Origin of the sequence: Microcoleus sp. CZ3-B2 (genome assembly GCF_036705055.1) — a bacterium.
Taxonomy (GTDB): Bacteria; Cyanobacteriota; Cyanobacteriia; order Cyanobacteriales; family Microcoleaceae; genus Microcoleus.
Map to the genome: position 1 here is coordinate 48,133 of NZ_JAUBTN010000005.1, position 12,951 is coordinate 61,083.

The 12,951-nt window shown below is 42.8% G+C and carries 17 protein-coding genes; 8 read left to right on the plus strand and 9 right to left on the minus strand.

Annotation, left to right across the window (positions count from 1 at the left end):
* Positions 1 to 481 precede the first annotated feature (481 nt).
* From QUA97_RS03430 to QUA97_RS03440, 3 genes are all read right to left on the minus strand, one after another.
* Complete coding sequence (locus QUA97_RS03430) at positions 482 to 1,570, minus strand: hypothetical protein (protein WP_333193056.1); 1,089 nt, start codon at positions 1,568 to 1,570, stop codon at positions 482 to 484.
* 162 nt (positions 1,571 to 1,732) lie between these two features.
* A complete protein-coding gene (locus QUA97_RS03435; RefSeq protein WP_333193058.1) occupies positions 1,733 to 2,131 on the minus strand; it encodes a hypothetical protein in 399 nt (132 codons plus the stop codon).
* 148 nt (positions 2,132 to 2,279) lie between these two features.
* Entirely contained in the window at positions 2,280 to 2,507 is a 228-nt protein-coding gene (locus QUA97_RS03440; protein ID WP_333193060.1) for a hypothetical protein, read from the minus strand.
* A gap of 215 nt (positions 2,508 to 2,722) precedes the next feature.
* Between QUA97_RS03440 and QUA97_RS03445 the strand changes: the two genes are divergently transcribed.
* The 3 genes from QUA97_RS03445 to QUA97_RS03455 all read left to right on the plus strand — a co-directional run bounded on the left by QUA97_RS03445 (position 2,723) and on the right by QUA97_RS03455 (position 4,929).
* The gene (locus tag QUA97_RS03445; RefSeq protein ID WP_333193063.1) at positions 2,723 to 4,165 is read left to right on the plus strand and encodes an NB-ARC domain-containing protein; all 1,443 of its coding nucleotides are present in this window, start codon (positions 2,723 to 2,725) and stop codon (positions 4,163 to 4,165) included.
* 76 nt (positions 4,166 to 4,241) lie between these two features.
* Positions 4,242 to 4,541: a type II toxin-antitoxin system HigB family toxin gene (locus tag QUA97_RS03450; RefSeq protein ID WP_333193065.1), complete on the plus strand. Its 300-nt coding sequence runs from the start codon at positions 4,242 to 4,244 to the stop codon at positions 4,539 to 4,541.
* Positions 4,525 to 4,929: a helix-turn-helix domain-containing protein gene (locus QUA97_RS03455; protein WP_194012177.1), complete on the plus strand. Its 405-nt coding sequence runs from the start codon at positions 4,525 to 4,527 to the stop codon at positions 4,927 to 4,929. The genes QUA97_RS03450 and QUA97_RS03455 overlap by 17 nt, the downstream gene beginning before the upstream one ends.
* 83 nt (positions 4,930 to 5,012) lie before the next feature.
* Here QUA97_RS03455 and QUA97_RS03460 read toward each other — a convergent pair whose 3' ends face one another.
* Entirely contained in the window at positions 5,013 to 5,405 is a 393-nt protein-coding gene (locus tag QUA97_RS03460; RefSeq protein ID WP_333193068.1) for a XisI protein, read from the minus strand.
* Positions 5,390 to 5,566 (minus strand): element excision factor XisH family protein, encoded by a 177-nt coding sequence (locus tag QUA97_RS03465; RefSeq protein ID WP_333193205.1) that lies wholly within the window; start codon positions 5,564 to 5,566, stop codon positions 5,390 to 5,392. Before QUA97_RS03465 ends, QUA97_RS03460 begins: the two co-directional genes overlap by 16 nt.
* Positions 5,567 to 5,586: 20 nt before the next feature.
* On the opposite strand from QUA97_RS03465, the gene trpC reads away from it, so the two are divergent.
* From trpC to QUA97_RS03480, 3 genes are all read left to right on the plus strand, one after another.
* Positions 5,587 to 6,504 (plus strand): indole-3-glycerol phosphate synthase TrpC, encoded by a 918-nt coding sequence (trpC, locus tag QUA97_RS03470; protein WP_333193207.1) that lies wholly within the window; start codon positions 5,587 to 5,589, stop codon positions 6,502 to 6,504.
* Positions 6,505 to 6,844: 340 nt separating this feature from the next.
* Positions 6,845 to 7,090, plus strand: a complete 246-nt coding sequence (locus tag QUA97_RS03475) for a DUF5340 domain-containing protein (RefSeq protein WP_106333603.1) — start codon at positions 6,845 to 6,847, stop codon at positions 7,088 to 7,090.
* A gap of 236 nt (positions 7,091 to 7,326) precedes the next feature.
* A complete protein-coding gene (locus tag QUA97_RS03480; RefSeq protein WP_194070099.1) occupies positions 7,327 to 8,484 on the plus strand; it encodes a pyridoxal-phosphate-dependent aminotransferase family protein in 1,158 nt (385 codons plus the stop codon).
* Positions 8,485 to 8,542: 58 nt separating this feature from the next.
* On the opposite strand, the gene QUA97_RS03485 is transcribed toward QUA97_RS03480, so the two are convergent.
* The 3 genes from QUA97_RS03485 to QUA97_RS03495 all read right to left on the minus strand — a co-directional run bounded on the left by QUA97_RS03485 (position 8,543) and on the right by QUA97_RS03495 (position 10,265).
* Entirely contained in the window at positions 8,543 to 8,755 is a 213-nt protein-coding gene (locus QUA97_RS03485) for a DUF2949 domain-containing protein (protein WP_194012183.1), read from the minus strand.
* Positions 8,756 to 9,206: 451 nt separating this feature from the next.
* Positions 9,207 to 9,329 carry a hypothetical protein gene (locus QUA97_RS03490; protein WP_255515915.1) on the minus strand — a complete coding sequence of 41 codons (123 nt, stop codon included), beginning with the start codon at positions 9,327 to 9,329 and terminating at the stop codon, positions 9,207 to 9,209.
* A 420-nt stretch (positions 9,330 to 9,749) separates the two neighbouring features.
* Positions 9,750 to 10,265 (minus strand): DUF192 domain-containing protein, encoded by a 516-nt coding sequence (locus tag QUA97_RS03495; protein WP_194070101.1) that lies wholly within the window; start codon positions 10,263 to 10,265, stop codon positions 9,750 to 9,752.
* A 1-nt stretch (position 10,266) separates the two neighbouring features.
* Between QUA97_RS03495 and QUA97_RS03500 the strand changes: the two genes are divergently transcribed.
* Positions 10,267 to 10,461, plus strand: a complete 195-nt coding sequence (locus QUA97_RS03500; protein ID WP_333193073.1) for a hypothetical protein — start codon at positions 10,267 to 10,269, stop codon at positions 10,459 to 10,461.
* A gap of 95 nt (positions 10,462 to 10,556) precedes the next feature.
* Here the strand turns inward: QUA97_RS03500 and nblR are convergent, their stop codons facing one another.
* Entirely contained in the window at positions 10,557 to 11,252 is a 696-nt protein-coding gene (gene nblR, locus QUA97_RS03505; RefSeq protein ID WP_194071100.1) for a response regulator transcription factor NblR, read from the minus strand.
* A gap of 526 nt (positions 11,253 to 11,778) precedes the next feature.
* Here nblR and rbsK point away from each other — a divergent pair.
* Positions 11,779 to 12,705, plus strand: a complete 927-nt coding sequence (rbsK, locus tag QUA97_RS03510) for a ribokinase (protein ID WP_194071099.1) — start codon at positions 11,779 to 11,781, stop codon at positions 12,703 to 12,705.
* The last annotated feature ends 246 nt before the right edge of the window (positions 12,706 to 12,951 follow it).

The following is a 12,951-nucleotide window of genomic DNA, read 5'->3' on the forward strand; positions in this document are numbered from 1 at the left end:
AATCAGAGTTAGTTCGCCAATTTCCTCATCGTCATCATCGCTAACTAGGTTGTTTTTGCTAGCAGATAAATCTGCTTTGAGTAAAAATTTAAGCTTAATCCAGTCAGAAGTCGGATGATTGTTGATAATGTTTGTGCCGATCGATCGACCTATTAACTCAGCACAGATTGGATGAATAAAAGCTATTTATTCATAAAAATTATTGTTATGCCAATAACCGCGTATTTTTTCATTGCAGGATTCTAGATGTTTCTCGATGAGGTGATTTAGGGCTAGGAGTGCTAATAGTTTAGCAAGTTCATCCCAAATTTTGTGATTTGTCACAGTTACTGCATTCAAGAGATTCCATTGGCTTGTCTGCGATCGGGATTCTTTGATTATCCAAAAGAGCGATCGCACTTCAATCCCTTTTAGCTCTTTTCAGCATTTCGTTTTCCAGTAATTCTCTCATTGTGAGGCGGGAACGGCCAGGTGGCATGACTTACCTATAATTTAATCTCTCTTGCCTTTCGGCTTTGTTGATGGAATTATCTTCTGTCCACAATGGTTCTGGCTGTAAGTCGGGAATTTTATCAAACTGCCTTAAAACTGATTCGTTACCTGTAAATGTATAAATCAGTTGAGCTATCACTTTGCAGCAACTTTCAGGATAAAGAAATACCTGTCTTTCGCTAAAACGAATTACATACCAGTCATGCTTTTGAAAAAAGTAGTTACGGTTATCGTCTTGACCTATACAATGAGTGGGTTTCAACGGAGAATTGTTAGGATATTGGCGTGGGGTGTATGGTTCATCTATTTCAATATCTATTGAAAACCAGTTGTTTTCAGGATCAACATAGGCAAAATCTGGTGTGTAATGCACTACCCTTTTTAAGATGAATATTTTATCATCACCAAAATAGTTTCTGAGCAGGTTAGGAAATCGAGAATTGTCAGGGAATTCTGTGAATCCTCTTCTGTCTTCTGCTGGTTCTATGTCAAAATCTTGGGGGTTAAGTGATGAAAATTCTTTTTTGCAAGATTCCATCCTCCAATCACTGACTTTTTGGGGAGTTCGTAAGTTTTCAACTTCCTCTTGGTAGATTCTTTCTAAGTTTTGCTTTTGACGTTCCCCTTCAGCAAGCAACTCATTATGTTTAATTGTCTCTTGATGTATGGATTGTTCCCAGTCTTTAATAATTTTAGGATAACTATTGCGTTTTTTCTGGTAAGCTGCTAGTTCTTCCCGATATTTGCTAATTCTGATAGGATAGCTTTTAACCTGGGTATAACCAAACCCAAACACTCCTAATGTTAACATTATAAAAAAAGTCCATCCGGCTCCCATGCTATTACTAGCACTACCAACTAAGGCACTGATTATAGATACTCCTAGTTCAGAAAGAAATAATGGAATTAATTTTATCCTGACAGGAGGTGATTCAATAAAAACTTCTGGTTCTTCTGGCTTAGGTAGTAGTTGAAGTATTGGCGGAGGGAAAACTTTAGGTGGTTCTGGTACTGGAGGTAAGCTTGCCAAAGCTTTCTCAATAGAAAGTGGATACAAAATCACTGGGTAAGTATTCATAAATGTTAGAAGTTTAACTAAACTAAAGCTATAGCAATCATCTGAAGAAAGATTATTTTTGTTGAAATAATCTATATACCAGTCGAACAAGGTAGGCTAATATCGAGAATAAGCCAGCTTTTAAGGACATATAAACGTTCAATTAAGTATTAGAATTGATGGTTATTCTTGATTGCTATGATTTGTAGGGTTTTTACCTTTAACTTTAGAACAATAGAAGATCCAGCCACCACTACTAGCGATAGCTAGAAATATAAATAGGAGATCTAACTTTTCTATTAAATTGTCGTTTTGCTCGTAAGCATACATTTGAGAATTTATATTGTTTGCCCATTGCTGCCGATTTGACTCAAGCTGTCGCTGGTAAAGCATATCTTTTTCCAAAGGATGATCGAACGGGTTGTACCCTGATGGGGGAAGCAACTGCTCCTGAGAATTGAAGTTTATAGGAGGAAGGTTTAGCTGCGCCCTAACATATCCTCTGATGTTAATAACGAGAAAAAAAATAGTAATTACTCCCGAAATTACTTTGATTTTAGGGGTGGTTCTTTTTTTTACCATGTTAGCTTTTTACTTCTATTTTCTAAGCAGAAACTTCTCCGAACCTTGACTGTAAATGAAAAATAATGAGAACTAATAGCGAAGGTTAAAGTAGACAGGATTTACCGTCTTAGCTATTACTACCTATTGACAACCCTATAGGTGTTGCTTATGGTTTTTTAACAGCAGCGGCTATACCACCTCCTACTATTCCTATTCCCATCCAGAATAACCCGCTATTTTGACGTTCTTGATTATTATTAGATGTCATGTACTGACGCATACCGTTGCGACCAACTGAATTCCAGCCAGCTTTCGATGGCTTGACGTTACACAACAACACCATACCAATCGTTACTGGTAGGCAAAGCCCCAAAATTAATAGCCTTACTTTCATGTTATTTATGTTGAAATAAACTTAATGAATGCCTAATGTAAATATTATTGTTTCGTGATTCTTCCGTTTTGTACAGTCGGTAAAAGTCGGAACAAGTAGGGAATTTTAATTTTCTTTTAGCTTATTAAGTCGGATAAAGCCGGATAAAGTAGGTCAGACCAGAAAAAGTCGGATAAAGTAGGATAAAGTAGGTAAAACTCCTACACCACCGACCTATGGATGTTCAAGAAATATTAAAAATTGCCGACGACCTAGTTTTTGTCAATACGGGAAAACACTTAGACGATTTGCAAGAGGTGATACTGCGGGGAACTTTACAAGGTCAGAAATACTCCAAAATAGCAGATGAATCTCACTGTAGTGAAGGTCACATTAAAGATATTGCCTCTGAACTATGGCAGCTACTATCAGAAGTATTAGGCGAAGAAGTCAATAAATCAAATTTTAGAGTCACATTCGAGCGAATAAAATTCTCAAGTTTCGGGAACTTCTATAAAGATTTTGTACACATTGGTAACGTCAACTTCTGTGAAAATAATTCACAGTCCCCAAAAGTCCCTAATTCACCAACCGATGAAGAACCTCTAAACAAAGGCAATACTGAACCCAAAGTGCGTCAATTCTTAGCTGAAATGCCTAAGTCTGGCATTTTCTACGATCGCACATCCGAACTCACCACCCTCAAACAGTGGATTCTCCACGAAAACACCCGCCTACTCGCCATACACGGCATAGTCGGCATTGGCAAAACCGCACTCGCCGCACAACTTGTCCAACAAATCAAACATGAATTTGATTTCGTCATCTGGCGAAGTCTCGCCACATCTCCACCCCTGCCAATACTTCAAACAAGTATAATTGAATGTTTCAGTAGGGGCGGTGCCCCCGTGCCCGCCCCCTCCCCAGAAGAAGGGGCAACCACGGGGGGATTGCCCCTACTGGAATACTTGCAAAAATACCGCTGTCTGTTGATACTCGATGACGTACAAATGGTAAATAGCAGCGGACAACTAGCTGGTGATTACAAACCTGGATACGAAGATTACGGCACGCTATTTCGACAAGTAGCAGAATTATCTCATAACAGTTGCTTAGTGTTGCTCAGTTGGGAAACACCCAGAGAAATTGCCGTATTAGAAGGCAAAAACCAACCAGTGCGATCGTTACAACTGAATGGTTTAGGTGGTGAAGCGGGGGAAATCCTCAGAGAAAAAGGTTTAGCGGAACATGAAAAATGGTCAGAACTAATTGAACTATACAGAGGCAATCCCTTGTGGTTAAAAATAGTGGCGACAATGATTCAAGATTTATTTAACGGCAGCCTCTCGGAATTTTTGTCTGACGATCCACTATTTTTAGGGGATTTAGAATCTTTACTGCATCAGCCATTTAATCGCTTATCCGAGTCAGAAAAACAGGTAATGTCATGGCTAGCTAGTGAAACCGCGCCAGTTTCCCTCTCAAAAGTGCCAGAGAATCTGCAATTGTCTCGATCGCAATTTTTGAAAGTAATGCAATCCTTGGGACGGCGTTCATTTGTTGAAAAAATCCCGGAGGGCGATCGCACATTCTTCAGCCTTGGGCCGGTACTAAAAGAGTATGTCAAAACTAACTATTCCCGCCCAAACATAGAAAAAGAAGCCCGATCACCCTTTTAGTAAAATTGGGGTTTTAGCCCTTTGCACTTAAATTTGATAGAATTAGGTATCTGCAAAACATCTGACCGATCGCTCAATGCACGTTATCAGTCGCAAAAAATTAAGAGACTACTGCCAAAATCATGCTGATTCCTGCGAAGCCCTCGATGATTGGTACAAGATTGCCAGTCAAGCCAACTGGACTAAACTTATTGAAGTTCAAACTATTTATCCTCAAGCTGAAGCAGTTGGAAATTTTACAATTTTCAATGTCAAAGGAAATAAATATCGCTTAATTGTAAGTCTTAACTATCAAAAGCAGATTGTTTATATCAAGTACATTTTGACTCATGCAGAATATGACAAAAACAACTGGAAAAATGACCCTTACTTTTGACTCCGACAGGTACAGCAGCCTGCTATCTCAATATCAACCTCGCATTATCAAAAATGAAGATGAAAACGAAATATTTTTAGAAATAGTTGAAAGCTTGCTTTCTCGGAACAATCTAACCCCCGAAGAAGATACCCTCCTAGAACTATTAGTCAAACTAATTGAAGATTTTGAAGAAACGCATTATCAAATAAATGCTTCAACGCCCCACTCAAGACTTCTTCATTTGATGGATGCTAGAAATCTAGAGCCAGCGGATTTAGTAGAAATTATGGACACACTTGAGATAGTAACTCAAATCATTAATAACCAGCTAGAAATTACCAAAAAACAAGCTGAGGCTTTGGGAAAGTTTTTTGATGTCAATCCGAGTTTGTTTATATTTAATTAATTACAATCTTTCATATTTCTTAGTCCGCCCAAGCAAACTTCGTTTGTTTATACGCGATTTCAATCGCCGAATAATCTATCGACTTAGGCCGATCGCACAACAGCAGATTCAGCAACAATTCCTTCATCTTTACCACTCAAGCCAGTTCCGAATTCAGTATATTGCCGCACTTGAGGATGCCTAAAACCGAGTACAATATCTTCTTTAGGAACACCTGCTGCTAGTAAATCGGTAGCCACTCCTTCTTCCGTATCATCATATTGAATCCAGATTTTATCGCCAATTAAATTGATGTGAATTGGTGTAGCGTGAAGGTACTTGTTCTCATTCCAACCAATATCCAAGACTAAGTAGCCTCCTCGTTCATCATCAAATAAAATTTGAGACTGATAGCCGTCAGGTATAGTATTGCGAAAGTTAGCGTGTTCCCGAAGTATGGTTTTGATGATTTCTTGGTATCTCAATCGGCTATCCATTGAAGTATTGCCTCACTTTTTTTATCAAAAACAAGCAGTTTAATAATTTGATTTCTTAATAACACTTCCCCTACTTCTATGGTAAATACTATCTTAAAAATTGGTTGAGAAATTGCCAGATAAAGACTTCTATTATATAATAGTTGTAAACTTGTCGCGATCGCCCTTTATCCCCCTTACCATGCTTCCAATCCGCCGCCGTCCCCCCAGCACCTCAGTCTCCGTACTCTACCTCAGCTACGAAATCGCCGTACCCGACTCCGAACCCCGCCACATCCTCGAAGAAATCGTCTGGCAAAAAGAGGCAGAAGTGGCCCAAAAGCGCGATCGCACGCCCTTAGCCGAACTTCACAAAAAACTCCCCTTCGCACCACCAACCCGCGACTTTCTTGCCGCCCTCAAAAATGGCAAAACCAAACCCGCTATCATCGCCGAAGTCAAAAAAGCTTCCCCCAGCAAAGGCGTAATTCGCGAAGATTTCGATCCAGTGGCGATCGCCCTAGCATACCAACAAAACGGCGCTAGCTGCATCTCCGTACTCACCGATGAAAAGTTCTTTCAAGGTAGCTTCGACAACCTCGCTAAAATCCGTGCCGCCGTCGAATTGCCGCTACTTTGCAAAGAGTTTATCATCTATCCCTACCAAATCTATCTCGCCCGCATTCACGGCGCAGATGCCGTACTTTTAATCGCCAGCATTCTATCTGACAAAGACTTACAATACTTTGTAAAAATTGTCAAGACTTTGGGCATGACAGCTTTAATCGAAGTTCACACACTCGAAGAACTCGATCGAGTATTAACCCTACAAGGTGTCGAATTAATCGGCATCAACAACCGCAACCTAGAAAACTTTTCCGTCAGCCTAGAAACCACCGGTCAACTATTAGCCGATCGCCAAACCGACATCCAAGCAAAAAACATCCTCACCGTCAGCGAGTCAGGAATCCACACAGCAGACGACCTCAACCGAGTGGCCAGCGCCGGAGTCCAAGCCGTCCTCATCGGCGAGTCCCTAGTCAAACAGCCCGATCCTGGCGCTGCTTTAGCCTCCCTGGTTAAGGCTCATCCGCACGTCACCAAAGGCGAGACTGCTTGACAAACACCCCCGAATTCTGATAAAAATTGATTAACTGGGTAAATAATCAGAATTTCTAGCCTGCATCGACTCAAGCGCTTAACTGAAAAAAAAATAGCACTTAAAGCTGTATTGCGTAGAAATATTTTGCCGAAAAGCAATTAAATCTATTCGCTCTCGCTAGTCGATCGCGAAATTTAGCGCTGACAACGCACCCAGCCCCGAAAAATCGATCGGCAAAGCTGGGGTTTTTGTACGGTTAGAAAACAAATAAAAAATCAGGCATCTAATGTCCACTTGTGATGCCCCATGCAATTGCAATTGCAATGGGGTGTCTGTTCGCTGAGGTATGTTAGCTTTCATGGAGCCAATTCCCCTGCCTTCGTACATTCATTATGAATTGCTACTTCAATTGTTAGAACGCAAAACAATGTTTGCTGTCAGTCCACAATCGCCGCAGCAGCAACAAGTTCACCAACTTATTATTACACTGCGTAAAGCCCTTGCCATTCAAAAGCAATTAGAACAAAGCTGCCAGCGATCGAACTTAGCGGTAGAATACCGCTGGTCTCTAAATGAAACTAACTCTACGGGAGTTAAAAATTAAAAGTTAAAAAACTTAGAGTGCAGACTTTAAAGTTTCAATTTTTGATTTATTCTATATAGCTAACCTAAATCATTTCTGCAAATCCGTAGGGGTAGTGCCCCGTTCGGCTACGCTCGCGTCGAGCCGTCTCTACCCCAGCACAAGGCGGGCTATCACGGGGGGAAAGCCCCTACAAGAGTTACACAATTCATTTAGGCTAGCTATATAACTCCCACAGAAAAAGTTAGGACAGGATTATGGACAACAAATTAATGCTGATGATTCCCGGCCCGACGCCGGTGCCCGAAGCGGCTTTGCTGGCGATGGCAAAACACCCGATGGGCCACCGCAGCAAGGAATTTGACGCGATTTTTGCAGAATGTACCGAAAACCTCAAATGGCTGCACCAAACAAAAAGTGACGTGCTGAGTTTGACCGTTTCCGGTACCGGCGCGATGGAAGCTGGGATAATTAATTTCTTGAGTGCGGGCGATCGAGTTTTGGTCGGCACCAACGGTAAATTTGGCGAACGCTGGGCCGAAGTCGCAGAAGCCTACGGTTTAAATGTCGAAATCATCAAAGCCGAGTGGGGCCAACAATTAGACCCCGAAAATTTCCGCGAAAAACTGGAAGCTGATACAGAAAAGCAAATCAAAGCTGTCATCATCACCCACTCGGAAACCTCCACCGGCGTTCTCAACGACCTCGAAACCATCAATCGCCACGTCAAAGCCCACGGCGAAGCTTTAATTATGGTCGATGCTGTCACCAGTTTAGGTGCTGCCAACGTACCGATGGACGCTTGGGGAATTGACGTGATTGCTTCTGGTTCTCAGAAAGCTTACATGATTCCCCCAGGTTTGGGTTTTGTGGCTGTTAGTCCGAAAGCTTGGAAAGCTTACAAAACTGCGACGCTGCCCCGCTATTATTTGGATTTGGGCAAATATAGCAAAGATGCTGCCAAAAATACCACTCCTTTTACTCCGCCGGTCAATATGTTTTTTGGACTGCAAGTAACATTGCAGATGATGAAAGCCGAAGGGTTAGAAAACGTTTTCGCGCGGCACAAACGGTTGATGACAACTACTCGCGCTGCTGTAAAAGCTTTAGGTTTGCCGTTGTTCGCGGCTGACGGTGCAGCCAGCCCTGCGATTACTTCGGTGATGCCGCCTGAATCTGTAGATGCTCAAAAAGTGCGGACTTTGATGAGAAAGAGATTTGATATTGCTCTAGCCGACGGACAAGACCATTTGAAAGGTAAAATCTTCCGAATCGGTCATTTGGGCTTTGTGTGCGATCGCGATATTCTAGCAGCTATTTCCGCCTTGGAAGTCGTATTGCAAGAATTGGGCCATGAAGGCTATACTCCTGGTGCCGGCGTTGCCGCTGCTGCGAAACTTTTGGCAGAATCTTAATCTAAGTTATTAAAGGATTTTGGATTTGGGATTTTATTATCTAAAATCTAAAATCCTTTTAATATGCTTGCGCCAACCAATCAAAGATTTTATCCAACTGGTCGAGAGTGACTAAACCGTACTGCCACAGAACCATCGGCAACGAATTCGGGTCTTTGTCGCGCTGCCGCTGTTTGTCGCCGCGACGTTCGGCTACGGCTATTGAAGCGGGAGAAATCGCCAAATCTTCTTGTAAAAATCGAATTAATTTAGTGTAAGTAGCGGGTGCCATGTCATTTTGCCTCCAAGTATAGGACACCATTTTCTGATGTGAACCTGATGTTTGTGATTAGTAATAAGCCAGTTTTAAATCTGTCTTTTAACCGTAGCTTAGCTGTTTTAACAGTATTAGCGGTTGTTGAAAATGTGAAACTTAGTGCTGGGTGGGAGTTGAAAGCCAACCTTTCCCAAAAACCAAAAGATTTTGTACTTTTGCGGATAGCCCGATCGCTCAATAGATCGCGATCAAAACCTAAACTGAATACCTCGGCATCTGTGAAGCACGAATCTGAAATAAATTCTGCTACTGAAAACTAATAAACCAGGTTCAGAGTCTAGCTTCATCTGCGAAAATGCAGAATCCGCAAATTTACTGCCGCAATATTGGTCAGATATTTTGCTCTAACCCGAATCTGCTACCTGAGATCAACTTTGCCAATTAATTTAGCGCGTCGCATCTTACTTCAGATAGGTTTAGTAGATTGAGGTCGATCGCCTGAAGTTACAGAAAATTGCCTTTCGCGATCGAGGTTTTGGAGATCGCTACCGTCTCTCAGGATTGGTAACGAGTCGCTGACTCGTCTCATACCTGCTACCCATAATCTACAGCTTCCACAAACAAGCTCAAGTCTAGACTGACTGAGATTGACATCGTAGCAAATCTTTTCCTATTTGTGCTGAATCTTACATTAATAATCTAACAAATTTTGTAAATTTTTGTAAACTTTATAAATTTTTGCTGGTTATATAAAGCCGAACTCAGCCGGAGCTGAACGGAGAGTGATATCAATTCCGGTTGAACTCATACATGACTGTTGATTGTTGACTGTTGATTGTTGACTGTTGACTGTTGACTGTTGACTGTTGACTGTTGACTGTTGACTGTTGACTGTTGATTGTTGATTGTTGACTGTTGACTGGTCAAAAAACTGAATGGTTGAGTGTTGACTGTTGACTAGATTTTATGATTCCGATGCAACCGGAAACGCTATGACGGGTGATAATTGTTACTGGAAAAACTCGATTTCAATCCGATCGCCCACTTTGACACCGAGTTCAGCAGCCCGCCCGCCACGAAGTTCGATCACTCGATCGACAGGAGTATCAGGCCCGTAGGTAGGACAAGGCTCGGCTGTACAGGGAGGCGCCTCGGCTGCGATAGCTGTGACTACTCCATCCCGCAGAAAAATCATATCCAGAGAAATCTGGCAATTTTTCATCCAAAAATTGACCCACCGCGCCGGTTTAAACTCAAACAGCATTCCTCTGTCATCGGCCAGAGAAGTTCTGTACATTAAACCCATAGCCTGTTGTTCCGATGTTTTAGCGACTTCGAGTTCGATCTGGCGATCGGCTATCCGAGCTCTAGCAGAAATAGGCAGCACTTGACCCGATGTTGTCGCCGTTGGAGACTGCGAGGCCAAAATGCCAGTAACACCAGCATCCGCGACAGGTAAAGCCGGCGAACATCCCAGCAAAAATATAATTACCCCAATAAATAGGAAATTAGCTAAATAACTCATAATGATTTTAGATTTAGAATCGGGAATGGGGAATGGGGAATGGGGAATGGGGAATGGGGAATGGGGAATGGGGAATGGGGAATGGGGAATTGGGAATTGGGAATTGGGAATGGGGAACTGGGAATTGGGAATTGGGCGGAGCGAAGCGGAGGGATTGGGAATTGGCCCGCGCAGGTCATTGGGAATTGGGCATTAGGAATAACAAATAACCAATAACCAATAACCAATAACCAATAACCAATAACCAATAACTAATGACTAATGACTAATGACTAATGACTTCTTCAAGCTTCACGCATCACGCATCACGTAGCCAACACCCCGCACCGTCTGAATCAAGCGTTTTTCGCCTTCATCTTCAATCTTGAGCCGCAGATAGCGGATGTAAACTTCTATCACATTCGACTCGCCTAGAAAGTCGTAACCCCAAACATTCTCTAGAATTTGTTCCCGAGTCAAAACCTCGCGGGGATGTTCCATCAAATACTTTAGCAGCTCAAATTCTTTCATCGTCAGGTCGATCGTCCGTCCGTTGCGGAGGGCACGCCTAGAAGCCAAATCCAAAACTAAATCGCCAAACCTCAACTGTTCGCTACTGGGGCGTTCCGGCTGCAAATACAAGCGTACCAAGTGCAAAAACTCGTCAGTGCGGTAAGGTTTGAGAAAATAATCGTCCGCCCCAGCTTCCAGACAAGCCACGCGATCGTCAACTGTATCACGACCGATCAATAATAACACCGGTACCCGATTGCCGCTGCTTCGGAGGTGAGAACACAGCGACAGTCCCGACTCAGGGCCGAGTATGCGATCGATTACAATCAAAGCTGGCTGCAATTCACGGGCTAAATGTTGGCCGGCGGCGGTATTTGAAGCTATTACCGGTTCGTAGCCTGAAGATTTTAAGTCGAGACTCAAGTGTCCGGCGAGAACTTCGTCTGTTTCTACTAGCAGGACACGGGGATTGCGATCGAAAGTAATTGCAGCCATTGAATTGACCGGTGAAGACCATAACTGTTGTAGCACGTTTGAGGGCTGTTGGTTGTTGGTTGTTGGCAGTTGGCAGTTGGCAGTTGGCAGTTGGCAGTTGGCAGTTGGCAGTAATTATTAGTTAACCGTCAACAGCTAACAATAACCAATAACCAATAACCAATCACCAATAACCAATAACCAATAACCAATAACCAATAACCAATCACCAATAACCAATCACCAATCACCAATAACCAATCACCAATAACTAATAACCAATCACCAATCACCAATAACTAATAGCCAATCACCAATAACCAATCACCAATCACCAATCACCAATCACCAATCACCAATCACCAATCACCAATCACCAATCACCAATCACCAATCACCAATAACTAATAACCAATCACCAATCACCAATCACCAATAACCAATCACCAATAACCAATCACCAATCACCAATCACCAATCACCAATAACCAATAACCAATAACCAATAACCAATAACCAATAACTAATAACTAATAACTAATAACTAATGACCATCATCATATTCGGCAGTATCAATATTGACCTAGCAGCAAAAACTCCCCGTTTACCGCAGCCCGGGGAAACTATTATCGGTAGCAATTTTTTGACGGCTGGCGGCGGCAAAGGAGCAAATCAAGCTGTCGCCGCCGCGCGTCTTGGAACTTTTACCCACATCGTCGGCCGCGTCGGCAATGATAAATTTGCTGAAGAATTATTGACAAATTTACAATCTTATGGTGTAAATACAGAGAATGTATTGATAGATAAAACCACTCATTCGGGTGTGGCAATTATCGCGGTAGATGATAGCGGTCAAAATAATATTATTGTGATTCCGGGGGCGAATAACAATGTTGGTGCAGCAGATATAGAATGTCTGAAAAAACTGTTGCCGCAATCTACATCGCTGCTATTACAGTTAGAAATTCCCCTGGAAGTTGTCCGAAAAGCTGCTAGAGTTGGCCGTGAAGCGGGGGTGCGAGTGATTCTCGATCCTGCACCGGCTGTGGGGGATTTGCCGATCGAACTTTATCCGCTAATTGACATTATCACGCCGAATGAAGTGGAAGCTGGCCAGTTAGTCGGTTTTGCGGTGAATGACACGGAAACGGCGATGGCAGCGGCTAAACAGTTGCAGGAACGCGGTGTCGAAAATGTTATTGTCAAATTGGGCGATCGCGGGGTGGTGGCTGTGACTGCAGATGAGAGCTTTTTTGTGCCGGCTTTTGCTGTGGAGGCGATCGACACTGTGGCCGCTGGCGATGCTTTTAATGGCGGATTGGCCTGTGCTTTAGATGGCGGTCGATCGCTCCGTGAAGCAGTGGTGTGGGGCGCAGCAGCGGGCGCTCTGTGTGCAACGAAAGCGGGCGCTCAAGCTGCTATGCCCGATCGCGCAACGTTCGATCGTTTTTTGCAGAATAGGCTTATTGGCTAAATATTCGATAGATAGCGAAACCGCAGTTTGTAGGGCGTGTCGCTTCTTCGTATAATTTAATATCGTGTCCGATCGATTGATAGCAATAAATTGGATCGCGCGTGCCGTGTTTGTTATGGTAATCGATCAAACTTGATATAACGAGCACAAAAAATGAAAAAACCAGGTTTCTTTTAAGAAGTCTGGTTTTTGCGTCTGGGCTGACCCACGCGAGGGCCCAGAAACCGGGTTTTTCAGTTAATCTAC

Bases quoted from the DNA above. Each gene is read 5' to 3' on its own strand.
- QUA97_RS03430 (WP_333193056.1), bottom strand. From the start codon at position 1,570: ATGAATACTTACCCAGTGATTTTGTATCCACTTTCTATTGAGAAAGCT.
- QUA97_RS03435 (WP_333193058.1), bottom strand. From the start codon at position 2,131: ATGGTAAAAAAAAGAACCACCCCTAAAATCAAAGTAATTTCGGGAGTA.
- QUA97_RS03440 (WP_333193060.1), bottom strand. From the start codon at position 2,507: ATGAAAGTAAGGCTATTAATTTTGGGGCTTTGCCTACCAGTAACGATT.
- QUA97_RS03445 (WP_333193063.1), top strand. From the start codon at position 2,723: ATGGATGTTCAAGAAATATTAAAAATTGCCGACGACCTAGTTTTTGTC.
- QUA97_RS03450 (WP_333193065.1), top strand. From the start codon at position 4,242: ATGCACGTTATCAGTCGCAAAAAATTAAGAGACTACTGCCAAAATCAT.
- QUA97_RS03455 (WP_194012177.1), top strand. From the start codon at position 4,525: ATGACCCTTACTTTTGACTCCGACAGGTACAGCAGCCTGCTATCTCAA.
- QUA97_RS03460 (WP_333193068.1), bottom strand. From the start codon at position 5,405: ATGGATAGCCGATTGAGATACCAAGAAATCATCAAAACCATACTTCGG.
- trpC (WP_333193207.1), top strand. From the start codon at position 5,587: ATGCTTCCAATCCGCCGCCGTCCCCCCAGCACCTCAGTCTCCGTACTC.
- QUA97_RS03475 (WP_106333603.1), top strand. From the start codon at position 6,845: ATGGAGCCAATTCCCCTGCCTTCGTACATTCATTATGAATTGCTACTT.
- QUA97_RS03480 (WP_194070099.1), top strand. From the start codon at position 7,327: ATGGACAACAAATTAATGCTGATGATTCCCGGCCCGACGCCGGTGCCC.
- QUA97_RS03485 (WP_194012183.1), bottom strand. From the start codon at position 8,755: ATGGCACCCGCTACTTACACTAAATTAATTCGATTTTTACAAGAAGAT.
- QUA97_RS03490 (WP_255515915.1), bottom strand. From the start codon at position 9,329: ATGAGACGAGTCAGCGACTCGTTACCAATCCTGAGAGACGGTAGCGAT.
- QUA97_RS03495 (WP_194070101.1), bottom strand. From the start codon at position 10,265: ATGAGTTATTTAGCTAATTTCCTATTTATTGGGGTAATTATATTTTTG.
- QUA97_RS03500 (WP_333193073.1), top strand. From the start codon at position 10,267: ATGATTTTAGATTTAGAATCGGGAATGGGGAATGGGGAATGGGGAATG.
- nblR (WP_194071100.1), bottom strand. From the start codon at position 11,252: ATGGCTGCAATTACTTTCGATCGCAATCCCCGTGTCCTGCTAGTAGAA.
- rbsK (WP_194071099.1), top strand. From the start codon at position 11,779: ATGACCATCATCATATTCGGCAGTATCAATATTGACCTAGCAGCAAAA.